This window comes from Thalassotalea agarivorans (assembly GCF_030295955.1).
Taxonomy (GTDB): Bacteria; Pseudomonadota; Gammaproteobacteria; order Enterobacterales; family Alteromonadaceae; genus Thalassotalea_D; species Thalassotalea_D agarivorans.
The window spans coordinates 371,843-394,369 of sequence record NZ_AP027363.1; the positions used below are offsets into that span (position 1 = coordinate 371,843).

Here is a 22,527-nt window from a genome sequence, read left to right on the forward strand (position 1 = left end):
GTTAAGCCACTCCTCTGTTGTTTTGCGTTGATGGATTTAATAACTGCGTTAGTATCTCTTTGCCTCTGCGAACGTGCGATTTTACGGTACCGACAGGCAAATCAAGCATAGCAGAGATTTCTTCTTGGTTGTAACCAAAGTTAAATTGTAATGTTATACAGGCGCGTTGCACGGCACTTAATTGAGCAACCGCCCATTCCAAGTCTCGTTTTTCAGTCATTTGACTGACATTGTCACTTGCCTCTTCATTGCCTGACAGTTCGTCAACCGGCTTTTGCTTTCTTAATAATTGCAAAAACTCGAAATAAGCTATGCGAAACAACCATCCTTGGAACTTTCCTTTGCCTTGGAACATGGAAAGCTTTTGATAAACCTGAATAAACGTATTTTGTGCGACATCATCTGCCAATGAAAAATCATTGCTACAAAGCCTGCGACAATACTGTCTCAAGCTTTGTTGGTAGTGCGTAATAAGTTGAGCAAACGCATTTTCACATTGTGTTGCTAATACTTTTGCAATCAACTCATTTTCATTGGACAGAGGTTGCACCATAAATTATGACTGCGTTGGTTTAAACTTATGAATAAGTAAGAATGCTATACCTAAACATAGTGGAAACACGCCAATACTGACAATATCTAAGTCTCCGCCTGGTGTAATCCAACCAAATAAAAAGAAGGCAATAGCGATGCTGACAAAAATAATGCCTCTTGTTAAATCCTTAGTGCCTGTATCTTTCTTAACTGTTGCTAAGCTATCAAGTAACTCAGGAGACAATTGTTGGCCACTTTCTATTAATTTGTGGATAGTCTCATGTTGCATCTGTTTGCTTTGACTACTGTGCTTTAGAATTAAGTAAACGGTAAAGCATACGGCAATAAAAAAGCCGCTTGGTATAATGATATCTGGTCCCATTATTATTCTCCTTTAATGTCTTTATCTCTATAGATGCGGCAAGTTTGCAAAAAGATGCAACTAGTTTAAAAAAGTTTGATAAATCTCCGCATCGAGCCAGCGCTCAAATTTATAGGCAATTTGTTTCAGCGTGCCGCAATAGCTAAAGCCACATATCTTGTGAAGTTTCTTGCTGGCGAGATTGTCACTATCGATAACCGCGACCATGGTGTGAAAGCCTTGTTCACCGGCTTTTTGTTTTAGTGCTTTAAGTAGCATTCTGCCTAGCCCTTTTCCTTGTTCATTAGGGTCAACATATATTGCACATTCACAACTTTTTGCATTGGCTGGGTAGGGGCGAAAATAACCATAGCTAGCAAAGGCAAGTAATTCGCCCTGTTCATTCTCAATCCCCAGAATAGGTAATTGGTTCGTTTGCTTATCCTCAAACCATTTTTCAATGTCTGCTTTTGATCGCTGTTTATATTCATATAAGGCGGTGGTATGCACAATTGCATGGTTAAAAAGTGCACTAATTTTTTCTTGGTGCTGAGCGAAATTGCAGTTTATGATGGTAGCCATAAAATCATTAAGGTTTTCAATATAATGGCAATATCTTGGCGCAGAGCGAACAAAGACTCAAATATTTTGATGGCTTTTCGCGTTCTGTTCATCGCTTTTTTGTCTATTTCGTATTCGGTAGCCGTTGCACAAGAACAGCAATGGCAAACGCCGGCGCCTGTTATTCAACAAAACTTTGATTGGTTAAAGACAAGTTCCGGGGAATGGCTTAAAGGTGACATTGTAGCCATGTATGACGAAGAGCTTGAATTTGACAGCGATGAATTTGGCTTGGTCACCGTTGATTGGGAAGATGTCGCTGAATTATATAGTAAAGAAGAGCAAAGTATTCGTTTGTCTCGCGGCAGAATTGTTGTTGGTCGACTAACTTACAAAGCGGGCAATATCTCCATCAGTACGGCGAGTGGTGTAAAGCAATATAGCAATCGAGAGTTAGTCTCTGTCGCATCCTCTAAATCGAATAGGTGGGATCTATGGGACGGCAAAATAAGCCTTGGCGCTGATTTGAAAAAAGGCAACTCGATTCAGAGCGATTTAACCATAGATATTGAGTTTAAACGACGCACATCTAGTAGTCGCTTCGAGACAACTTATGTATCAAGCTACAGTGAAACCGAAGATGCAAAAACAGGCAATACTTTTGTTACCACCGAAAACATTAGGCTGAATAGTTTTATTGATTTGTTTGTCAGTCAGAAGCTGTTTTTACGAATTGCCGAATTTGAATACTTTAGAGATGAGTTTCAAAATATCGATTATCGTATTACCGGCGGTGTCGCTGTTGGTTATCAAGTGGTCGACACCTCCAAAGTTGACCTAGAATTTACTGCGGGTCCGAGTTATCAGGAAACAAAATATATCGAGGTTGATAGTGGCGAAGAAATAGAAGATTCCGGCGTTATGACATTAGGAAGTAATTTTGATTGGGAAATCACTAGTAACATTGATTATTTCTTTGACTACCAATTGCAACTTGTGTCTGAACAAGCAGGTAACCAATTGCACCATATAGAAACTGGATTCGAATTCGAAGTAGTGAATGACTTTGATATCAACTTTACTTTTTACATGGATAGAACGGACAAGCCGAGAACAGACTCAGACGGTTTTACACCTGAAAAGGATGACTTTAGATATGTCGTCAGTATTGGCTATGAATTTTAGCGAATGTAAGTAGTAACAAAAAAAGCGGCTGTTGCCGCTTTTTTTATTCTATATCAAGTGGGTCGGGTGACAGAATAATGCCCGTATTGTCCACATAAATATGATCTTCAGGTAAGAAGGTTACGCCACCAAAATTAATAGCAACGTCAACTTCGCCAATGTCGTCGTCAGATGCACCTACTGGAATAGGGACTAATCCTTGAATGCCTATTTCAACGTCTTCTAACGCATCTACATCACGCACACTGCCATAGCAAACAATACCTTCCCAACCATTTTTGGCTGCGGCCTCCGCAATATAAACATCAATCAGAGCGCGGCGTGTTGAACCGCCACCATCGATCACCAAGACTTTACCGCTACCGTCATTTTCAACGACCTGCTGAATAAGTCCATTGTTTTCAAAACATTTTATGGTGACAACTTGCCCTCCAAAAGAGCTTCTACCACCATAATTGCTAAATATCGGATCTACAACGTCAATTAAATCTGCATATAAGTTACATAATTCAGAGGTGTTATATTCCATAGCACAGCCTTACGGGTTTGTTCTTTGCTAATCAGTATATAACGAAGCGAAGAGGGAACAAATGAATTTTTTGAAATAGCTACAAGGATTTAAAATTGATCAATGCTTCTCTGGAAACACCGTGCTGTTGAATATCGGATAAATATTTTTGCCATAGCACTTGCTGTCGTTGGCTTAACGAGAATAATTGGTCGGCGGTAATTATTGTCGCATGTTGGTCGTCAAAGATAATGCGAAATCCATGGATTGCTACCGATTCAATCGCCAAAATAGCGACCGTTTTTTTATGGCCTATTGGGGTGTTTTTTTCTTTATCGGAGGGGGTCATCACGCGCAAGAACTCAGCACTCAATGAACATGCAGGCTGACCATCAAACTTGATGGTCAAACTGTTTGTCGCTGTGCAAAGTTCAAACGCGTTAATGTGCATACTAAAGAATAAACCTACTTAAATCTTCATCTTTAACGATTTCAGTAAAGACGCCATCTACATATGCTTTATCGATAGTGATCTGTTCACCACTTCGATCATTGGCGTTGTAAGACAATTCTTCCATCAATCGTTCCATCATTGTATGCAAGCGGCGAGCACCAATGTTTTCTGTGCTCTCATTTACTTGCCAAGCAGCGGCGGCTATTGCTTGGATGCCATCTGGTGTGAATGAAACGTCAACACCTTCTGTTTTCATTAAAGCCGAGTACTGTTCAGTAAGTGAAGCATGTGGCTCAGTTAAAATGCGCACAAAATCTTCTGTAGTTAACGCACTAAGCTCAACTCGAATCGGTAAACGCCCTTGTAGCTCTGGAATCAAATCAGATGGTTTCGCCATCTGGAAAGCACCTGAAGCAACAAATAAAATATGGTCTGTCTTTACCATGCCGTGTTTTGTGCTTACTGTAGAACCTTCAACTAACGGCAGTAAGTCACGTTGCACGCCTTCACGCGATACATCTGGACCAGAGGTATCTCCACGCTTACAAATCTTGTCGATTTCATCAACAAATACAATGCCGTTTTGTTCAACCGCATCTAGCGCTTTTTGTTTAATATCGTCTTGGTTAACGATTTTAGCGGCTTCTTCTTCCGCTAAGGCCTTCATCGCGTCTTTAATTTTCAACTTACGCTTTTTAGTTTTGTCTTGAGACAAATTTTGAAACATTGAAGACAGCTGCGACGTCATATCTTCCATACCCGGAGGAGCCATAATTTCGACGCCCATTTGTGGTACTTGCAGATCGAGCTCTACTTCTTTGTCGTCTAATTTACCTTCACGTAATTTTTTACGAAAAACTTGGCGAGTCGAGGCGTTATCGCTCTCTTGCTCATTGCCCCAATTGTCGCGAGGATTCGGTAACAAAATATCGAGAATGCGTTCTTCAGCAGCTTCTTCTGCTTTAAACTTTACTCGCTCCATTTCCTGTTCTTTGGTCATCTTTACTGCAATATCAGCGAGATCTCTGATAATGGTTTCAACTTCCTTGCCGACATAACCTACTTCTGTAAACTTGGTCGCTTCTACTTTAATAAAAGGTGCATTAGCAAGCTTAGCTAATCTGCGTGCGATTTCGGTTTTACCTACACCGGTTGGACCGATCATTAAAATATTTTTGGGCGTAACTTCAGCGCGCAGCTCGTCATTAAGCTGCATGCGGCGCCAGCGATTTCGCAATGCGATGGCCACAGCGCGTTTTGCTGATTGTTGACCAACAATATGGCTGTCTAATTCGGAAACAATTTCTCGGGGAGTCATGTTAGACATGTAAATTCCTTAACTTTTACTGCGTTAAAGTTCATCTATAGTGTGGCTATGATTGGTGAATACGCAAATATCACCTGCAATCGTAAGTGATTTCTCTACGATATCTTTAGCCGACAATTCTGTGTTTTCTAGCAGGGCAATCGCCGCAGATTGTGCGAAGTTACCGCCACTACCAATGGCGATCAGGTCATGCTCTGGTTGCACCACATCACCGTTACCAGTGATAATTAACGATGTTTCTTCATCGGCAACAGCAAGCAGCGCTTCTAAACGTCTCAATGCTCTGTCACTGCGCCAATCTTTTGCTAACTCTACTGCGGCTTTCGTTAAATGCCCTTGGTGCATTTCGAGTTTGCTTTCAAATCGTTCAAATAAAGTGAATGCATCGGCAGTGCCACCGGCAAAACCAGCGAGCACCTTGTCGTTATACAAACGACGTACTTTCTTGGCATTACCTTTCATTACTGTATTTCCAAGTGAAACTTGGCCGTCACCACCTATGGCGACTTTACCATTGCGCCTTACTGAGACTATTGTTGTCATCGCAAGTCCTCTATTTATTAACTCTATGATTATTGATAAAAGGTGAGGGTGAACTCAGAATTTTCAAGGGAATGGGTGAATTATTTAAATGGCGACGAAAAAAAAGCTGCCATTGGCAGCTTTCTAAAGATTCAAAGTGTGCAATTACACAAGACTTTTGCGACTCGCTAGTCCTAATAAACCAAGTGCAAATATAGCGAGCGTACTTGGCTCTGGCACACTTGCATCAGGGCGAGGTGCACTTGCCGGAAGCGGGATATAGCTAGTTTGCAACGTACTTACACCAAAACAACAACGCTCGGCAAAAAACAAATCTACTGTGACGATTTCGTCGCTAGGTAATTGGTACGCAACATTGAACACATCATTGTGCCCCCAATTGACGCGCCACCATAAATCAGTTGCTTGATCGGGACTATCGCTGCCAAACATTAGGGATGCTGCATGACTTACGTGAACTTCTGCACCAAAACCCGCATCTAAACCTAAATCGAGATTAAGAATGCCACCGAACCCCGCATCGACATCAAACGATACATGAGTAATGGTTGCATAATCACAATTATATCGACCTTTATATCCACAGTTAGCCTGATCCCAAGCTGATGTGTAATTGGTTAAATCTGAAATTGGGGCTAGCGCACGCAGTATAGCGCCACTTTCAAAAAGAGACTTTAAATCTAGGTCAATGTCATCTTCTGGTGCTCTATTGTCGGTGTGGACAAGGCCTGAGATATCCACAGAACGGTCTTCGACAGTCATCGAAATGATACCAGCATTAGCCGCTGGCATTAATATCACTAACAAACAAGCTATTATTTTTCTTAAATGTAGCTTACACATAGTTTCTTCCTTTTTGTCACTTCTACTTCTACTTCTACGTCTACATCACAACTCAAAACTTTCATTTGCAATTTACATGCCTTTGCTGCAAGTTGTTGTTTTATATTGATTTAAATATTCTTGTAGGAATGTAAAGTCGCTAGTTGTAAAAAAATCCGACACTTTTAAAATTAATTTAAACCTTTTATTGTTTAGCGGTAACTAACTAAATATCGAATGGAAATAAAGGCAACATTTTGGAAGACAGTAGCGTTATAGACGCACAGAGTAAATTCAGATTAGCGCAAGAAGATGAACTAATCGCATTGACTAAAAATGGTGATACTAAAGCTTTTAATCAGCTTTATATGACTCATCATGCCCGAATTTACGCGCTCTGTTTACGAATGTTAGCCGATGCGCATAGTGCGGAAGATGTCTGCCAAGAAGTGTTTGTGCAGGTGTGGCAGAAAATTATCAACTTTCGAGGAGAAAGTAAGTTTTCAACATGGCTACACAGTGTCGCGACAAACGTTGTTTTAGGGCACATGAGAAAGCAAAAAAATTGGCTACAAAAAGTCTTCAGCATTGAAGAAAAGCCGGTTGAGCAAGCAATCGAAATGCTACCTGAGATACATGGTTTAGATAAAAAAATAGTGAGGTTGCCAGAAAGAGCTCGAGTTGTTTTTGTATTGTTCGCTGTAGAAGGTTATCGCCATGAAGAAATTGCCCAGATGATGGGCATGGCAGTAGGGTCTAGTAAAGCGCAATATCACCGAGCACGGCAATTGTTGAAAGAGTGGGTAAATGATGAATAACAGTATTGATGATAAGACATTGCAACAGCAAGTAGAGTCGTTACCTGAATCATATCGCCCGAATCGCGATCTATGGCCAGGCATTGAAAAGGCTATTTATCAACGCCAAAACTTGCCACAGCAAGAACAGCCGAAGCAATACGCTAAAGCGCCTTTGGCTTGGGCTGCTTCTATTGTAGTTGCTGTCATGGTGACATGGCTTGGCGTACAAAATCCACAAACGGACGGCACGGGTATTGTACAGGTAATGCAAGATAGTTTTGCACAAGAAAAGCAGTTGATGCTGACAAGTTTTGGCAATCCAGAAATTACGGCGCTTCCTGATGATATGCTGGTACAACTAAGTCAGCTGGCAAGTGCTAGGGCCTCTATAGTTTCAGCTTTGGAGTCAGATCCACAAAATAAAGATTTGATGAATCTGCTGCGCTTTACCCAGCAACAAGAATTAGACCTTTTGCAAAAGTTGTATGCAACCAAATGGCAAAGTATTTAGTGAGTTGAGGATGTTATGAAAAAGAACTTACCTTTAATAGGATTACTGATAGCTGCATCATTTAATGTGATGGCGGGCGAGAAAGTAGATAAAACGTTGCCAATCAATGATGCATCGGAAATAGATATCAATAATTTACGAGGCATTGTAAAAATTATTGGAAGCGATAGAAACGATGTCCGTGTTGTTGGCGAGTTAGATGACAAAGCGCAAGCGCTTGAATTCGAACAAGTAGGCTCTCGCATCAATGTAAAAGTTAAAATGCCGAAGAGCTCGAGCAAAGGGTGGGGTAGTCATCAGGAAACAGAGCTGACCGTATACGTGCCAAGCTCTGTGCGCACCAATTTCAACGGTGTTAGCAGTGACGTAGAGGCAGATAATTTACTCGCAGGCTCTAATCTTCGCTCGATAAGCGGTAGCATAATCGCAAATAACTTGGGTCAATATATCGAGTTGAGTTCAGTCAGCGGCGATATTAAGGCAACAACATTTGATGGAAAAGTTAGTTTATCTAGTGTCAGCGGTAATATTTACGGCAGTGATATTGCAGGAAGATTGAATGCTCGCACCGTAAGTGGCGACATCGAATTGTCTAGCATTGCGAATGAGGTGTTTTTTAAAACAGTATCGGGTGATATCGACGCGCAATTGGAAAACATCGATGAAATTGACCTAGGTACAGTGAGTGGAGATATTGAAACTCAGCTAACACTCAATGATGATGCAGCGATGAAAATGTCGAGTGTTAGCGGCGACTTCGATTTATATTTTTCAGGTAAAGTTAACGCGTCGTTTAATCTGTCTAGTAATGCAGGCGGTAGCTACGTTAATAAGTTAAGCAAAGACAAACCTGTAAAAGCAAAATATGGACCGAGTTCTAGTTTAGTTTTCGACTTAGGTAACGCCAGCGCAACTGTGCGAGGAACAACCGTCAGCGGTACCTTCACCCTCAAGCAAAAATAATCGCTTATTTTGGACGCCACAGTGGTCATGTGGCGTCTTTTTATGTAATCTACCTGTCTACATTTTTTTTCATAAATAGTTAAGAATTTAGGGTAGATCCCACATGGCTGATATAAAACCAGTGCAGTTCTCTGGTAAAGATAAAAAAGTCGAAGAATTAAAAGTGCCGCCGCATTCCCTCGAAGCAGAACAGTCTGTTATCGGCGGTTTGTTGTTGGACAATGAAGCATGGGATCGGGTTGCTGAACGTGTAGTAGCGCAAGACTTTTATACACGCGCTCATCGTATAATGTTTGAAACAATTGGCGCCCTAATTGAATTGGGCGATCCTGTCGACCTTGTTACCCTGACCCAGTCGTTAGAAAATGATAAAAAGATTGATGATGTAGGCGGTTTTGTCTACGTTGCCGAGCTAGTAAAAAACACACCATCTGCTGCAAATATAACAGCCTATGCAGAGATCGTACGCGAACGCGCTGTGACCAGAGAAATGATCTCTGTTGCCAATGAAATCGCTGAAGCAGGTTACGATGCGCAAGGTCGCAATAGTGCCGATCTTCTCGATTTAGCAGAAACAAAAGTCTTTCAAATTGCTGAAAAACGAGCCAATAAATCAGAAGGTCCTGAAAATATTCATACCGTTTTAGAGAAAACGGTCGATAGAATTGAAAAGCTATATCAGCAGCCACATGACGGTGTTACTGGTGTTAGTACTGGCTTTTCCGATTTAGATAAAATGACGGCGGGTTTGCAGCCCTCTGATTTAATCATTGTCGCGGCACGTCCATCGATGGGTAAAACCACATTTGCGATGAACTTAGCTGAAAATGCCGCCATGACAGAAGATAAACCAGCCCTTATTTTCAGTCTAGAGATGCCGTCAGAACAAATCATGATGAGGATGCTGGCGTCACTAGGTCGCATTGACCAAACTAAAATTCGTACCGGTCAATTAGGTGATGAAGATTGGGCTAGGCTTTCGTCAACTATGGGGCTTTTGATCGAAAAAGGTAAAATGTTTATCGATGATGCTGCAGGTCTAACCCCAACTGAAGTGCGCTCAAGAGCAAGACGTATTGCACGAGACCATGGCGGACTTAGTTTGATTATGGTGGATTATCTTCAGTTAATGCGAGCCCCTCAATTTTCAGATAATCGTACCTTAGAAATTGCAGAAATTTCGCGCTCATTAAAAGCATTAGCGAAAGAATTAGAAGTGCCTGTTGTGGCGCTTTCACAGCTAAACCGTAGCTTGGAGCAACGAGCTGATAAACGTCCGGTCAACTCAGATCTTCGTGAATCTGGTTCAATCGAGCAAGATGCCGATTTGATCATGTTTATCTATCGCGATGAAGTCTATCATGACGATTCTGAATTTAAAGGCATGGCTGAAATCATCATCGGTAAACAACGTAACGGCCCTATTGGCCGTGTCCCGTTAACCTTCCAAGGCCAATTTTCTCGATTCGATAACTACGCTGGTACACATGTACTTGAAGAAGATTAGTGGAATCACCCTTGGCTAACATAGTAACAGCGACTGTAACAATAGATGCTAGTGCGTTGGCGCATAATATTGCGCAAGTAAAGCAATGTGCGCCGCACAGCAAGATTGTTACTGTGCTTAAAGCTAATGGTTACGGCCATGGCATTGAGCGCATTGCTAAAATGCTTCCTGAGCAAGCCGATATGATTGGCGTGGCCAGAGCATGTGAAGCAATTCAACTGCGTGAGGCGGGTATTAAACAACCCATTTTGTTGATGGAAGGCTTTTTCACAGAGCAAGATTTAGCACACGTTGTTACCTATGACTTGCATACGGCGATATCGACGCCTGAACAACTGGAAATGCTGTTGTCAGCTAATCTATCTCAAGCAATCAACGTCTGGCTTAAAGTCGATACAGGTATGCATCGACTCGGCATAGATGCCACAAATTTTGATGCCGCTTTTACACAGCTTCAACAATCCAATAATGTAGCCGACGATATCGTGGTGATGACGCATTTCGCAAGTGCTGATATTGCCAGTGGAGCGTCAGCTCAGGCGCAGTTGCAACAATTTGAGCATTTAGTTGAAGGTAAGCAAACGGCATTATCTTTAGCCAATTCAGCCGCTGTGGTCGCTTGGCCACAGGCTCATCAGGATTGGGTTCGTCCTGGTGTGATGCTATATGGTGTTAACCCAATGACAACGGAAAAATCACTATCGCCAACCCTCAGACCGGTCATGACATTGCAAGCAAGTCTGATTTCAAAACGTTTGATATCAGCAGGCGAAACTGTTGGTTATGGCGATACTTGGACAGCAAAGCAAGATACCTATATCGGCGTTGTCGCGGTAGGCTATGGCGATGGGTATCCTAGACACGCTGAATCTGGCACACCAGTCCTAATTAATGATCGAATTGTTCCACTAGTTGGGCGCGTTTCAATGGATATGATCACCATAGACCTTGGCCCAGATAGCAGTGACAATGTTGGTGATATTGTTACCTTGTGGGGCAATGGCTTGCCCATTGAAGATGTGGCTGAATGTGCGTCTACAATAGCCTATGAGTTATTGTGTAATATTGCGAGTCGAGTGAAAGTAATCGAACGCTAGTTCTGACACTTTTTACAGAGGCCGTGAGCTTCAACGATTTGATGTGAGATTTTAAAACCGCTTGCATCGGCCATCGAACGTATCGCTAAATCTAAATTCTCTGATTGAATCTCTTCTATATAGCTGCAGTTGTCACAGATCAGTAGTTGTACTGGGTGGCTACAATCACCAAAATGATGACACAGCACAAATGCGTTTAGCGATTCAATTTTGTGAACAAAGCCTTGTTGGCTGAGAAAATCAAGTGCTCTATAGATAGTTGCTGGCTTAGCACCGCTGTCGATGGTCTTTAATTGTTCCAATAAATCATAGGCACCAATAGCACCTTCTTGCTTGGATAGTAACTTAAATACTTGTTCACGCGTTGGTGTTAGACGTGCACCGCGTTTTTCGCATACAGCTTTTGCTTTTTCTAATAGGGCAACTTCAGACATAAAGTTCAACACTCAATACTTTGACATGAGTTTATCATACTTGTTTGAAACTACTACCTTTGTTTGACAGTGTTCGTTGACATATGAAAAAACATATATATACTTTTCCATATATATTGATTTGGCTAGCCACATGTTAGATATCCTTACCTTTTATAAAGTCATGTCGGATGATACTCGACTGAAGATTGTTTTGTTAATCACGCAGCATCAGCAGCTGTGCGTTTGTGATCTCACCGCTGCTTTGTCGCTAAGTCAGCCCAAAGTTTCAAGGCACTTGGCTCAGTTGCGTGATTCGCAATTATTGATCGGCGAGCGTGAGGGCAAGTGGGTACATTATCGCCTTAACCCTACTTTACCAGCTTGGATCAAAACCATTATTGAGCAAAGCTTAACCCATAATGAATCATACTTAGCGCAATGTCAGCTGCCTCAGCCAGTGCGCAGTGCATGTTAATTGGAAAACTTATGAAAATTTTATATATCTGTACCCATAATCGTTGTAGAAGCATTCTCTCTGAAGCTGTCACAAATCATATTGCAGGAAGTCGCATAGTAGCAAAAAGTGCGGGAAGTCAGCCTGCCGGTGAAGTGCACCCTTTGTCATTAAAATACCTCGACAAAGCAGGCTTTCCTATTGATGGATTGCAGAGTCAATCATGGGACGACTTTGAAGATTTTGCTCCTGATCTTGTCGTTACATTATGCGACTCCGCTGCTGGTGAAGCCTGTCCGGTATGGTTTGGCAATGCGATAAAACTTCATTGGGGCTTAGAAGACCCGTCTAAACTAGAAGGGAGTGAAGAAGCGTTAGAGCAAGCATTTAATAACACCATTGAACAGATTAGCGAGCGAGTACGTGCATTGATGTCTTTGACATCAGAACAAATGGAAGTAGAGAACTTAGCGCAAGCAATCGCTTCACTCGATATAAAATAAAGAGATAAACATGGGAATTTTTGAACGTTATTTATCGGTATGGGTTGCCCTTTGCATCGTTGCAGGTGTTGCACTTGGTGTATTGCTGCCAGATGTATTCGCATTAGTAGCCAGTTGGGAAGTAGCTAACGTAAACCTGGCTGTCGCCATTTTAATTTGGTTGATGATTTATCCAATGATGATTCAAGTGGATTTTTCTGCAATTAAAGATGTGGGTAAAAAACCAAAGGGGTTGATGTTAACCATCATCATTAACTGGTGTGTTAAGCCTTTCACGATGGCTGCATTAGGTTGGCTATTTTTCGAATACTTGTTCGCACCATGGGTTGATCCGCAATCGGCAAGTGAATACATCGCAGGTATGATCCTATTGGGTGTGGCCCCTTGTACAGCCATGGTGTTTGTGTGGAGTCAGCTGACTAAAGGTGATGCGAATTACACCTTAGTGCAGGTATCGGTGAATGACGTCATTATGATATTTGCGTTTGCACCTATTTCTGCTTTTTTGTTGGGTGTAAGCGATATTGAAGTGCCGTGGGAAACATTGCTTATCTCTGTTGTTCTTTACGTATTGTTGCCACTTATTGCAGGCGCACTAACTCGAAAAGCGCTAGATAAGAAAAATGACCATACCCAGTTGGATGCCTTTGTAGGCAAGTTAAAACCTTGGTCAATTATCGGATTACTCGCCACCGTTGTGTTGCTGTTTGGCTTTCAAGCGGAAACCATATTGGACAAACCACAAGTGATTGTCTTGATCGCGATTCCACTGCTGATCCAAACGTACGGCATTTTTGCGATTACCTATTACATCGCAAAGAAAATAAAGTTACCCCACAACATTGCCGCACCAGCTTGTATGATTGGTACATCAAACTTCTTTGAATTAGCTGTAGCAGTGGCAATATCATTGTTTGGCTTACACTCAGGTGCTGCACTCGCAACCGTTGTTGGTGTGCTTGTCGAAGTGCCGGTTATGTTATCGCTTGTTTGGTTTGCCAATAGAACTAGACATTGGTTTGCTTAGGGCTCGATAGGGAGATACATTTTAAAGCAAGCACCTGGCAATAAATCGCTGTTGCTTGCTTTAAGTTGCCCTTGATGCCACATAATAATTTTGTTGGTTATGGCAAGTCCAAGGCCATAACCCGGTTGTTTTTCATCGGCGCGAGAGTAGGGGAGGAATAGGTCATCTAAGTTCGTCGAATTAACCCCTTTGCCATCGTCATCTACCTGAAAAACGAGACTATTGTTTTCTGTGTATAACTGAATATGGATAGCATGCGTGGCATATTTTAATGCGTTATCTATTAAGTTTTTGATAGCACGCGAAATCGCTCGTTCGTCTACTTTTGTATCTGCTGCGTGAGAAAAATCAACCGAAACACCTTTACCCGCAAATTGCCCTAATCGTGCAATATGGTATTCAATAATGGGTTTTAGAGATTGCTGTTTAAAATCTAATAGTGGTGTTTCATGTTCTTGCTTAGAAAAGCTAAGATATTCGCTCACTAAAGATTCTATTTCGTTAATATCTTCTTTGACCCAACCTTTTATTTTTTCCTGATTGTGCTCGTTAAGCGACGCAAGATTGAATTTTAATCGCGACAGGCTAGTGCGTAATTCATGAGATAAGGTATCGGATAATTCTTTTTTCAGTGCTGACAAGCGTGCGATCCGGTAAATCATCCAGCTTACGGCGTCGTAAACCGGTTGAAAATAGGTACTTTGCTTGAGCTTAAATTGGCTTATATCTTTGTGTTTAGTAAAGCTTCTGGCAGCATTTTTAAGCTGAGACATATCTTTGAATAATGGCAGTAAGCCAAGCAATAAGGCTAAGCTCACAAGAATATAAAATACAGTAACAACCCAAAAATCATGATTTTTGGCAACATTGACAGGGCCTAATTCGATAAAATAACCCGGCTCAATTGAGGCATAAAAATAGGCACCATTTGCGCTACTTACCTGTAATATTTCTCCTTTTAACATTGCATCTAAAGAGGTGCTGGGGAGCGCAATTTCGTCACTTGCTATTAAGGAGATACCGCTAAATGGCAAAGGTGAATGAATACAATCGTTAACTTCGCAATAATCGTCCACCTGTTGTAGAACAAATTCGCTATCTAGTAGCGGCGTGGTGTTGTTTTGCAACCATTTACTATAGCCAAAGTCGGCCAATACAATGGCTCCGACAAAACAGATGATAAATATCGCGTAGTATTTTAAAAAGGAGCGTAGCATGTTAGTCAGTGCATGCCAGCATGTAGCCTTGTCCCCATTGCGTACTAATACGACAATTAATGTTGGGTACAGCTTCTAGTTTTTTTCTTAGTCGGCTAACGCGTCCGTCAACAGTGCGATCTAAACCGTCGTATTCTCTGCCGACGGTATTAATAAAGAGAAATTCACGACTGACTTGTGTGCCTTGGTGGCTCGCTAACAACCACAGCAAATCAAATTCATAACGAGATAAAGCAACATCGTCTTGTTCTACCTTAACGATACGAACTTGGTTATTGATTGATAAATTGCCCACCGCGATTTCGTTGTTTGACTGTTGGCGTCTATTGCGTTTTAAACAGGCGTTAATACGAGCCAATAGTATTGCTGGCTCTACTGGTTTCGCTAGATAGTCATCAGCACCCAATTCAAAACCTTTAAGTTGGTCTTCCATATTGCTTAGCGCCGTTAAAAATATAAACGGCCCATCAAAGGTGTGCCTGACGCGCTTCGCTATTTTAAAACCGTCGGTACCTGGGAGCATCACATCGCATATAATCAGGTCAATGCTGTTGCTTTCTATTAATAGATCGAGATTCTCGCCACTAATAAAGTGTTTAACATGAAAACCTTGTTCGGTTAAAAAATTAGCGACAGATCTGGCTAGTCGATGATCGTCTTCTATCAATAAGATGCGATTCTTCATGCTAGTCATTAAAAGACACTCCACAGGTGGCGCCTTGATTGTCGTACTTCCTTACCTAGGATTCTAACGTCGATGGTACGCTCATCTAAAGCAATATGATCTGCTGTTTTTAATCGAAATGCACTGGTTGCGTCGATATCGATGGCAAGGTCGATTTTGACCTCTTTGGTTTTTTTCGCGCAATGCAGGGCTTGTTCTAGCTTTTGTTGATGCAAACAGGTATCAATTTCGCGATCGAGACGCCAATGAAAGGTAAAATATTGGGTGCAACTTTGTCCTTCTTCAACCACGCATATACTTGGTTTAATGGTAAACAATTCAACTTTCACTTGGTCACTAGCGTTTGTTGTTGGTAATAAGCTACCAAACAGCAAGAGTGAAAAGTGTGAAAGATATTTACCCATACTAGCCTCTAATAAATGTACTTAACGCCAGTAAAATAAGCCAACGTGTTATCATCTTGCACCATTGGACTGTCGGTTATTTGCGATGATAAATGTTCATACTTTAGCGCTGATACAAGATACCAGGTTTCGGCTAACGGGTAACTTAATGTGATACTAGCGTTTACATTAGTGCCTGCTGCTGCTTGATATAGATTAGCTGCTACTATGGTGTGCTCAACGCTGTAATAGTAGTTGTTTAACTTATCGCTTTTGTAAACGGCGCCAATTTCAACTTCACCCAACAAGTTGTATAACGAAAAACCGTATTGTGCACGCAAGTTAACTTCGTATCCATGATGCACGTTGGAAATGTCATGCGCGATAGATGCTAGCCAGTCAATGGTCCCATAGCGTCTCACTTCTAATCCGGCAAGATAGGATAAAGAGCGATGGATTGGTTTTTGAGGAATTGAAACAATATCGCCGTCAGGTCCAAACGGGGCTACTAAGGCCGAACCCGACATGGCCGCAATTGCTCTCCTACCGTTACCAGGAAAGTAAATACCATCAATGTTTTGTTGCCCAATGACTTCAACAACCCAATTGGGCTTTTCTATCAGCGCATAGGAAAGGTTTAAGTTTTCCAACGAAAATTTTTCGCCGTAATAACGAATATCAGGCAAGATATAGAGAGGAATGTCTTCTTCATAATGCAACGGATTGGCAAATGCCCCCACGCCCAGTGATGCGCCAAACATCCATTCACCTACATTAACAATACGGTCTTTTTCTACAGGCGCGCTTGCATGTGCTTGGCTAAACGCAAGCATTATTGCAATTAAGAAGACTGTACAACGATTTTGGGAGAACACCTGTTTGCCCTGAAAACCTCAAACTTGGACACAGAATAGCCAACTCTTTAACGCAAAACAATCGACCCAATTGGGTAAAAAGCTTTTTATGTTTGAAATGCTTTAAAATGTTAAGTGTTTGTTTTTAAATATTTTTAATGGGTTTTTAAGTGGTTTTTTTTATTGTAATTTGTACAAATTTGCACAATTTCGCGAAATTGTTACAACATTGCTAATTCAAAACAAAACATCTTCTTCCCGCTCCTTTATTTTTCTATGTAATACAAATTGTTGCTGTCATTAGCTGACACATCGTTTATTTATGAAAAACACATTTGTGTACAGCATTTGTACAAATTCCGACAATATCTCGCTTAGCCCTGTGGTTATCTGTATAGCGCTAATTTAGCAAATAAAAATGATTATAAAATTCCATAGGGAGTGTAAAAGATGAAGTTGAAGTCTTTAACAATCGCAACCTTGTCAGCAATATACGCAGCAGGCGCAGCCGCTTCTGCAAATGCGATGGACAACGAAGGTGGCTGGAAAAATATCCAGATTACACCTGAACAGTTGTCGCAGCGACAAGAGAATGTGCGAAACAAAAGAGGTCAGTATGAGCACTTAAGCCCACGTTCAAGATTTGGTGCAACCAATCGTATAATGCAACGTAAAAGTGCTGAAGATAAATTTAAGTTAGAACCTGATGTTGTTGGTGAACATGTATACATCATTCAACTTAAGGACCAACCAGTAGCCACCTATCAAGGTGGTATCAAAGGTTTACCAGCCACCGCTATTTCCGGACCACAAAGTTGGAATGGGGCGACGACTAGAGCGGCTAAACCATCTAAATTGTTTTCGCAGCATGCAACAGTTAATGCCAATGTTGATGCCTATCGTCATCACTTAGTCAATCAACAAAATGCGTTTGCAAGCGAAGCACAGTCGATGGGTGTACCACTAAACATTGGTCAGCACTTTACTGTGACATTGAACGCTATCACCGCGACATTAACGCAAGAACAAGCGCAACAACTTGCTCGTTCAAACAATGTTGTTAGCATTCAACGCTCAATACTTCACAAACTTGATAGTGACGTAGGTCCACAAGCCATTGCTGCAGACAGTATATGGTCTGGTGAGGGCTCGCATGACGGCATGCCTTATAAAGGTGAAGGTCAAATTGTAGGTGTTATCGACACTGGTATAAACACCGATCATGTTTCATTTGCTGATATTGGCGACGATGGATATGACCACACTAACCCACTAGGTTCAGGTAACTACCTTGGTGAGTGTCAACTTGAAGAGTTTCAAGAGCGCTGTAATGACAAACTTATAGGTGTTTATACGTGGGACAAGATTACAGAAATGTACTCAAGTATTTATTACCAACCAGGTTATCCAGAGAATCCACCACAATGGGAATGGGACTTTGTACAAGTTCGTCCTAACTTTGGTGAAGATTACAACGGCCATGGTTCTCATACAGCTGGTACCGCTGCAGGTAACGTTGTAATGGAGGCGCCATTGCAGTTGCCAAGTTATGATTTTGATCCAGAAGTTGTTGGTAACTCTGGCGACGGTCGTGACACGGGCTTAACGCGTAAGGTATCTGGTGTTGCACCACATGCTAACGTTGTAATGTACCAAGCGTGTTACGGTGGTGACGGTGGTGCAAGCCCATATTGGGGTTGTCCAACGGAAGCAACTTTAGCCTCAATTGAGCAAGCTGTACTTGATGGCGTTGACGTTATCAACTATTCAATTAGTGGTTGGGGTTTCCCGTGGGATGATGTCATTGAGCAAGCATTCTATTCAGCGTTTGCTGCAGGTATTAACGTAGCTGCCTCAGCAGGTAACGGTGGTTTTGGTTCACCAGCTAACCATAACTCACCTTGGTTGTTATCAGTAGCAGCAACGCATCATGGCAGAACGTTCAATGTCGATCCAAACATGGTTTCTGGGTTTGCCGGTGGTGACACGCAACCAATGGACATTGAAGGTGCGGGTATTTCAGAAGAATTCACAGGCTACGTTGTATCAGGTGAAGCTTTTGGTGATCGCACGTGTGATACAGGCTTTGCTGAAAATACGTTTACTGCTGACCAAATCGTTATGTGTGAACGCTCGGATCAAGCACGTGTCGATAAAGTTGAGAACGCGAAGGCTGCTGGTGCAGGCGCTGTAATCATTTACAACCGTGATAGCTGGGGAACCTATGGGTCTCTTGTACAGGACAAGTTCTCGTTACCTTCTGTTCACATCAGTAGAAACGATGGCGAGACCTTACTAAATTGGTTAAGCACTGGCACGGGCCATATGGCAACAATTGAGGGTTCAGAGGCTTATGCTGCAATGGATGAGTCGATGGCAAATCGTATTGCTGCGTTTACCTCAGCTGCCGAAAACCCAACATTTGATGGTACGTTAACGCCAAGTATTGCCGCTCCTGGAGTAGATGTAATTGCCGCTTGGGCTGATGACTTGCCGTTTAGTGCTGCACCTAATGCGATGGATTGGTCAGCAATTAGTGGTACTTCAATGTCTTCTCCACATATTGCTGGTGCTATGGCGTTAGTGCGTCAAGCTCATCCGGATTGGTCAGTTGCACAAGTGCAATCAGCGCTACAAATGACAGCTATCAATAACCTTGATGATGGCAGTGGTGACGACCCATTCTTTAGAGGTGGTTCAGGTTTAGCCAATGTTGCTGCAGCAATAAACACAGGTTTATTGATGGACGAAACAGCTGAAAATATGGCGATGGCTAACCCACAAAACGGTGGTAACCCAACGACATTAAACTTACCAGCATTAGTTGATACAGCATGTCAAACGCGCTGTAGCTGGATTCGTACGGTTACTGCGACAAAAGATGGTACTTGGTCTGTAACAGCTGGTCCAAATCACGATCCTGTTTCGATTAACATTGAAGCACACCCAGCACAGTTCTCACTAAAAGCGGGCGACAGCCAAGCGGTTATCGTGACAGCTGAAATCTTAGATGCGAGCGCTCGTACAAGTAATACGGAAGATCCGTATTTGTTTGGTGACGTGATGTTAACAGCCGAAGAAGCGGATATTCCAGACGTACATTGGCCAGTTAAGATGCGCTTTAGCCGCAATGAGCTGCCAAATTTACTTCGCATAGAAGCACATGCGAACAAAGGTAAATATACGCTACGTAATGTGCCTGCTGAAAAAGTAAAAGACTTTTCTGCACAAGCATTCGTTGCAAAATCGCCAGAAATCAACGTGATTGCTTTAGAGCAAGATGATGACTACACGTCACCGTTTTGGGATGAAGACATGAATGGTACGCAAACTTTCTGGATTGATGTTCCTATGGGCGCGAAACGTGTATATGCAGAAACGCTAGCACGTGTTGCGACAACGGCGGAGACTCAGTGGCTTGCTGGTGACGCTGACATTTTAGTTGGTATTGACGCCAACAATGATGGTGAAATCAACTTCCAAGATGAAACCATTTGTTGGTCATACTCTGAAGCTGAAAAAGATTTCTGTAGTGTCAATGACCCAGCGCCAGGCAAATACTGGATTGTTTATCACGCGTATAAAGGTTCATTCGATCCAGGTGTAATAGACACTTATAAATTTGCTCATGGTTATGTGTCAGACGATATTGCAACAGATATTGTTGTTTCAACGCCAACAAGTGTAGATGCTTCAACGCAATCTGTTGATGTAGAAATCGAGTGGAACATTGATGACTTGATGCACGGCGACGCGTTATTCACTGCAATTCAGCTTGGTACATCTGATATGGATGCAGGTAACTTAGGTCTTATTCCCGTCAATATTTACCGTGGCGATGACAATGTTTCTATGAAAATGTCGCAGTCGCAAGTAAAACCAGGTGATACAGTTCAAGTTGAAATGACCGTATTAGCGAACATGTCGGGTGCTGATCGCAATGTTGATCTAACTACAACGTTACCAAATGGATTAACGCTTGTTGAAGATTCAGTGCGTATCGACAACCACAAGTATGCAGACAACACAGTAACTGTAGACGGTCAAATGCTAACGATTGCTGCCATGCAACACGATACGTCTGCATTAAATCGTTATTACAACATCACTACTAATGCTGATGATGAAATGTGTCGCATGCCTTGGAGCGCTGATGGCGGATATTTAGATTTATTCTCTGAATACGGCTTCCAACCGTCTTTCGGTGGTACATGGGAGCAAAGCGTACGTTTTGATTTCCGTGATTTCTTCCAAGCAGAAGAAACATCGTTTGCACTGTATGAAAACCGCGATGAAGTTTATGGGTCAGTCAATATTAGCCCACAAGGCTATTTGCAATTTGATGAAATGCCTAAGTTCTTCTCGGATCACTACCCATTAACTCCTGAAACGATCTACTTTGGTGGTAACCCAGATACTATGGTTGCGCCATTCTTTAGAGGTGGAGCGTTCGACGGTGCCTTAGGTACACCATATCATTTAGCACCTTTCTGGGATCCATCAGCTGAATCAACGGGTATTACTGTTGCTTATAACGATGAGCCTAAAGCGATTCTAGTTGAGTGGGATAACGCAACGACTGAAACTTATGTTTGGACGCCAGAAGGTGGTGAAACAACCTCATGGGGTGATAGCTATGACTTCCAAGCTTATGTATCGTTAGGCTACAACTATGGCGATAATCAACATGAAATCGTTATGGCGTATGACAACATCACTTTTGTTGACGAAATGAATATGCCAATTCAACCATGGTTCATGGGTCCACATGATGCAAGTATTGGTTTATATGGTTTCCATGGTCCGCGCGCGCCATTTGCGCCGGTATATGGTGCTCTAGCTGATTCATTCCATTTTGGTGATGTACGTGACGTATTATCAGACGGCTTAGTGGTTTGTTATGACTACGTTGGTCCAGAATCAAGTAAGTTTGTTGTCAGCTTTGACGTATTCGTTACAAACGAAGCTACAGGTAATGACTTGATGATCATGACCGAAGCTAAAGTTGCTGGTTTAGATAACAATACCATTATGTCTAAACTTGCTTCGCCAAGTAACATTACGTTGGTTGCTATCGATGACCAAATGGTTGAAGAAAATGAAACGCTTGCGGGTATCGAAGTGATGTATCACGACACTGACCACGTATCTAATGTAATCACTGTAAGTGGTGACAATGTGACAGCGACAGTAAATGGTCATGAGAGTGGTTCTACATTTGACTTAACGCCAGATGAAAACTTCTATGGCGACACTGAAATTACAGTGACTGTAGCTGATGCTAACTTCCCGAATGATGCTCAAAAAGTAACGTTTACCTTATCTGTAATGAGTGATGGTATTGAGTATGGTTGTACCGATAGTGGCGCAACTAACTACGATGCTAATGCAAACACAGATGATGGAAGCTGCCAATATCCAGCACCGGCGCCGACGCCAGAGGTTGAAGAACCTCAGTCTAACTCGTCTGGTACCATGTATTGGATTTTCTTGACGCTACTTTGTTTACTTCAAAGAAGAAGACGCTAGTACTCCCTAGTGACACGTAAAAAGGGCTCTTTGTAGAGCCCTTTTTTTATGTCTTATGAATTGCGCAAAGCTTGCTAGAATTTGGTAGATCGCTTAAAATTCGCCCCCCGTTTTTCAGAGGAAGCCACATGACGATTTCACATAAACTCTCCATAGCACCCATGCTAGATTGGACATATAGATTATAATAGTTGATGTAAAACAGTGGTTTATGTTTTTACCCTTTGTTGGTAGGGTACAAAAGGGTACTATTTTGCTAAGGAAAAGGAGGCACAACCTTATGCCT

The 22,527-nt window shown here is 42.0% G+C and carries 23 protein-coding genes; 10 read left to right on the plus strand and 13 right to left on the minus strand.

Translation table 11 applies throughout. The features are described 5' to 3' along the window. Position 1: 1 nt before the first annotated feature. The 3 genes from QUD85_RS01745 to QUD85_RS01755 are packed head-to-tail and all read right to left on the minus strand — an operon-like array spanning position 2 to position 1,477. A complete protein-coding gene (locus tag QUD85_RS01745) occupies positions 2 to 553 on the minus strand; it encodes an RNA polymerase sigma factor (RefSeq protein ID WP_093331427.1) in 552 nt (183 codons plus the stop codon). Positions 554 to 556: 3 nt separating this feature from the next. Then, positions 557 to 916: a DUF6249 domain-containing protein gene (locus tag QUD85_RS01750; RefSeq protein WP_093331430.1), complete on the minus strand. Its 360-nt coding sequence runs from the start codon at positions 914 to 916 to the stop codon at positions 557 to 559. Between the two features lie 60 nt (positions 917 to 976). Beyond that, complete coding sequence (locus tag QUD85_RS01755; protein WP_093331588.1) at positions 977 to 1,477, minus strand: GNAT family N-acetyltransferase; 501 nt, start codon at positions 1,475 to 1,477, stop codon at positions 977 to 979. 24 nt (positions 1,478 to 1,501) lie between these two features. On the opposite strand from QUD85_RS01755, the gene QUD85_RS01760 reads away from it, so the two are divergent. Then, the gene (locus tag QUD85_RS01760; protein WP_177168925.1) at positions 1,502 to 2,641 is read left to right on the plus strand and encodes a DUF481 domain-containing protein; all 1,140 of its coding nucleotides are present in this window, start codon (positions 1,502 to 1,504) and stop codon (positions 2,639 to 2,641) included. Between the two features lie 43 nt (positions 2,642 to 2,684). Here the strand turns inward: QUD85_RS01760 and rraA are convergent, their stop codons facing one another. From rraA to QUD85_RS01785, 5 genes are all read right to left on the minus strand, one after another. Beyond that, positions 2,685 to 3,170: a ribonuclease E activity regulator RraA gene (rraA, locus tag QUD85_RS01765; protein ID WP_093331435.1), complete on the minus strand. Its 486-nt coding sequence runs from the start codon at positions 3,168 to 3,170 to the stop codon at positions 2,685 to 2,687. A gap of 79 nt (positions 3,171 to 3,249) precedes the next feature. Then, positions 3,250 to 3,600 (minus strand): gamma-butyrobetaine hydroxylase-like domain-containing protein, encoded by a 351-nt coding sequence (locus QUD85_RS01770; protein ID WP_093331438.1) that lies wholly within the window; start codon positions 3,598 to 3,600, stop codon positions 3,250 to 3,252. Position 3,601: 1 nt separating this feature from the next. Beyond that, positions 3,602 to 4,930: an HslU--HslV peptidase ATPase subunit gene (gene hslU, locus QUD85_RS01775; protein ID WP_093331440.1), complete on the minus strand. Its 1,329-nt coding sequence runs from the start codon at positions 4,928 to 4,930 to the stop codon at positions 3,602 to 3,604. Positions 4,931 to 4,954: 24 nt separating this feature from the next. Then, positions 4,955 to 5,473 (minus strand): ATP-dependent protease subunit HslV, encoded by a 519-nt coding sequence (hslV, locus tag QUD85_RS01780; protein WP_093331443.1) that lies wholly within the window; start codon positions 5,471 to 5,473, stop codon positions 4,955 to 4,957. Between the two features lie 144 nt (positions 5,474 to 5,617). Then, the gene (locus QUD85_RS01785; protein ID WP_093331445.1) at positions 5,618 to 6,316 is read right to left on the minus strand and encodes a PEP-CTERM sorting domain-containing protein; all 699 of its coding nucleotides are present in this window, start codon (positions 6,314 to 6,316) and stop codon (positions 5,618 to 5,620) included. A gap of 236 nt (positions 6,317 to 6,552) precedes the next feature. Here QUD85_RS01785 and QUD85_RS01790 point away from each other — a divergent pair, with 236 nt between their 5' ends. The 5 genes from QUD85_RS01790 to alr all read left to right on the plus strand — a co-directional run bounded on the left by QUD85_RS01790 (position 6,553) and on the right by alr (position 11,173). Further along, positions 6,553 to 7,113 carry an RNA polymerase sigma factor gene (locus QUD85_RS01790; RefSeq protein ID WP_093331448.1) on the plus strand — a complete coding sequence of 187 codons (561 nt, stop codon included), beginning with the start codon at positions 6,553 to 6,555 and terminating at the stop codon, positions 7,111 to 7,113. After that, positions 7,103 to 7,606 (plus strand): hypothetical protein, encoded by a 504-nt coding sequence (locus QUD85_RS01795; RefSeq protein WP_093331450.1) that lies wholly within the window; start codon positions 7,103 to 7,105, stop codon positions 7,604 to 7,606. Before QUD85_RS01790 ends, QUD85_RS01795 begins: the two co-directional genes overlap by 11 nt. Before the next feature lie 15 nt (positions 7,607 to 7,621). Beyond that, positions 7,622 to 8,569, plus strand: a complete 948-nt coding sequence (locus tag QUD85_RS01800; RefSeq protein WP_093331453.1) for a DUF4097 family beta strand repeat-containing protein — start codon at positions 7,622 to 7,624, stop codon at positions 8,567 to 8,569. Positions 8,570 to 8,672: 103 nt separating this feature from the next. Further along, a complete protein-coding gene (gene dnaB, locus QUD85_RS01805; RefSeq protein ID WP_093331455.1) occupies positions 8,673 to 10,076 on the plus strand; it encodes a replicative DNA helicase in 1,404 nt (467 codons plus the stop codon). An 11-nt stretch (positions 10,077 to 10,087) separates the two neighbouring features. Further along, on the plus strand, positions 10,088 to 11,173 hold the full coding sequence (alr, locus tag QUD85_RS01810) for an alanine racemase (protein WP_245732140.1): 1,086 nt from the start codon (positions 10,088 to 10,090) through the stop codon (positions 11,171 to 11,173). Here the strand turns inward: alr and zur are convergent. Continuing rightward, positions 11,170 to 11,607 (minus strand): zinc uptake transcriptional repressor Zur, encoded by a 438-nt coding sequence (gene zur, locus QUD85_RS01815; protein ID WP_093331458.1) that lies wholly within the window; start codon positions 11,605 to 11,607, stop codon positions 11,170 to 11,172. The two genes, alr and zur, sit on opposite strands and share 4 nt — an antisense overlap. A 133-nt stretch (positions 11,608 to 11,740) precedes the next feature. On the opposite strand from zur, the gene QUD85_RS01820 reads away from it, so the two are divergent. From QUD85_RS01820 to arsB, 3 genes are read left to right on the plus strand one after another with little or no spacing between them, the layout of a single operon-like run. Continuing rightward, complete coding sequence (locus QUD85_RS01820; RefSeq protein WP_177168926.1) at positions 11,741 to 12,064, plus strand: metalloregulator ArsR/SmtB family transcription factor; 324 nt, start codon at positions 11,741 to 11,743, stop codon at positions 12,062 to 12,064. An 11-nt stretch (positions 12,065 to 12,075) separates the two neighbouring features. Then, positions 12,076 to 12,546 (plus strand): arsenate reductase ArsC, encoded by a 471-nt coding sequence (locus tag QUD85_RS01825; RefSeq protein ID WP_093331593.1) that lies wholly within the window; start codon positions 12,076 to 12,078, stop codon positions 12,544 to 12,546. A gap of 10 nt (positions 12,547 to 12,556) precedes the next feature. After that, complete coding sequence (gene arsB / locus QUD85_RS01830; protein ID WP_093331463.1) at positions 12,557 to 13,573, plus strand: ACR3 family arsenite efflux transporter; 1,017 nt, start codon at positions 12,557 to 12,559, stop codon at positions 13,571 to 13,573. On the opposite strand, the gene QUD85_RS01835 is transcribed toward arsB, so the two are convergent. The 4 genes from QUD85_RS01835 to QUD85_RS01850 are packed head-to-tail and all read right to left on the minus strand — an operon-like array spanning position 13,570 to position 16,733. Continuing rightward, the gene (locus tag QUD85_RS01835) at positions 13,570 to 14,790 is read right to left on the minus strand and encodes a sensor histidine kinase (protein ID WP_093331466.1); all 1,221 of its coding nucleotides are present in this window, start codon (positions 14,788 to 14,790) and stop codon (positions 13,570 to 13,572) included. The two genes, arsB and QUD85_RS01835, sit on opposite strands and share 4 nt — an antisense overlap. A gap of 1 nt (position 14,791) precedes the next feature. After that, positions 14,792 to 15,484: a response regulator transcription factor gene (locus QUD85_RS01840; protein WP_245732141.1), complete on the minus strand. Its 693-nt coding sequence runs from the start codon at positions 15,482 to 15,484 to the stop codon at positions 14,792 to 14,794. After that, positions 15,484 to 15,879, minus strand: coding sequence for a DUF3019 domain-containing protein (locus tag QUD85_RS01845; protein WP_093331468.1), 396 nt, complete (start codon positions 15,877 to 15,879; stop codon positions 15,484 to 15,486). The genes QUD85_RS01840 and QUD85_RS01845 overlap by 1 nt, the downstream gene beginning before the upstream one ends. A gap of 8 nt (positions 15,880 to 15,887) precedes the next feature. Beyond that, positions 15,888 to 16,733, minus strand: coding sequence for a MipA/OmpV family protein (locus tag QUD85_RS01850; protein ID WP_286219621.1), 846 nt, complete (start codon positions 16,731 to 16,733; stop codon positions 15,888 to 15,890). Between the two features lie 429 nt (positions 16,734 to 17,162). Between QUD85_RS01850 and QUD85_RS01855 the strand changes: the two genes are divergently transcribed. After that, on the plus strand, positions 17,163 to 22,241 hold the full coding sequence (locus QUD85_RS01855; RefSeq protein ID WP_093331473.1) for a S8 family serine peptidase: 5,079 nt from the start codon (positions 17,163 to 17,165) through the stop codon (positions 22,239 to 22,241). Positions 22,242 to 22,527: the final 286 nt, after the last annotated feature.

What these genes read in the sequence shown, in the direction of transcription:
- rraA (WP_093331435.1), bottom strand. Translation starts at nt 3,170, where the DNA reads ATGGAATATAACACCTCTGAATTATGTAACTTATATGCAGATTTAATT.
- QUD85_RS01745 (WP_093331427.1), bottom strand. Translation starts at nt 553, where the DNA reads ATGGTGCAACCTCTGTCCAATGAAAATGAGTTGATTGCAAAAGTATTA.
- QUD85_RS01835 (WP_093331466.1), bottom strand. Translation starts at nt 14,790, where the DNA reads ATGCTACGCTCCTTTTTAAAATACTACGCGATATTTATCATCTGTTTT.
- QUD85_RS01760 (WP_177168925.1), top strand. Translation starts at nt 1,502, where the DNA reads ATGGCAATATCTTGGCGCAGAGCGAACAAAGACTCAAATATTTTGATG.
- QUD85_RS01755 (WP_093331588.1), bottom strand. Translation starts at nt 1,477, where the DNA reads ATGGCTACCATCATAAACTGCAATTTCGCTCAGCACCAAGAAAAAATT.
- arsB (WP_093331463.1), top strand. Translation starts at nt 12,557, where the DNA reads ATGGGAATTTTTGAACGTTATTTATCGGTATGGGTTGCCCTTTGCATC.
- hslU (WP_093331440.1), bottom strand. Translation starts at nt 4,930, where the DNA reads ATGTCTAACATGACTCCCCGAGAAATTGTTTCCGAATTAGACAGCCAT.
- hslV (WP_093331443.1), bottom strand. Translation starts at nt 5,473, where the DNA reads ATGACAACAATAGTCTCAGTAAGGCGCAATGGTAAAGTCGCCATAGGT.
- QUD85_RS01855 (WP_093331473.1), top strand. Translation starts at nt 17,163, where the DNA reads ATGAAGTTGAAGTCTTTAACAATCGCAACCTTGTCAGCAATATACGCA.
- zur (WP_093331458.1), bottom strand. Translation starts at nt 11,607, where the DNA reads ATGTCTGAAGTTGCCCTATTAGAAAAAGCAAAAGCTGTATGCGAAAAA.
- QUD85_RS01795 (WP_093331450.1), top strand. Translation starts at nt 7,103, where the DNA reads ATGATGAATAACAGTATTGATGATAAGACATTGCAACAGCAAGTAGAG.
- QUD85_RS01840 (WP_245732141.1), bottom strand. Translation starts at nt 15,484, where the DNA reads ATGACTAGCATGAAGAATCGCATCTTATTGATAGAAGACGATCATCGA.
- QUD85_RS01820 (WP_177168926.1), top strand. Translation starts at nt 11,741, where the DNA reads ATGTTAGATATCCTTACCTTTTATAAAGTCATGTCGGATGATACTCGA.
- QUD85_RS01770 (WP_093331438.1), bottom strand. Translation starts at nt 3,600, where the DNA reads ATGCACATTAACGCGTTTGAACTTTGCACAGCGACAAACAGTTTGACC.
- QUD85_RS01845 (WP_093331468.1), bottom strand. Translation starts at nt 15,879, where the DNA reads ATGGGTAAATATCTTTCACACTTTTCACTCTTGCTGTTTGGTAGCTTA.
- QUD85_RS01825 (WP_093331593.1), top strand. Translation starts at nt 12,076, where the DNA reads ATGAAAATTTTATATATCTGTACCCATAATCGTTGTAGAAGCATTCTC.
- dnaB (WP_093331455.1), top strand. Translation starts at nt 8,673, where the DNA reads ATGGCTGATATAAAACCAGTGCAGTTCTCTGGTAAAGATAAAAAAGTC.
- QUD85_RS01750 (WP_093331430.1), bottom strand. Translation starts at nt 916, where the DNA reads ATGGGACCAGATATCATTATACCAAGCGGCTTTTTTATTGCCGTATGC.
- QUD85_RS01785 (WP_093331445.1), bottom strand. Translation starts at nt 6,316, where the DNA reads ATGTGTAAGCTACATTTAAGAAAAATAATAGCTTGTTTGTTAGTGATA.
- QUD85_RS01800 (WP_093331453.1), top strand. Translation starts at nt 7,622, where the DNA reads ATGAAAAAGAACTTACCTTTAATAGGATTACTGATAGCTGCATCATTT.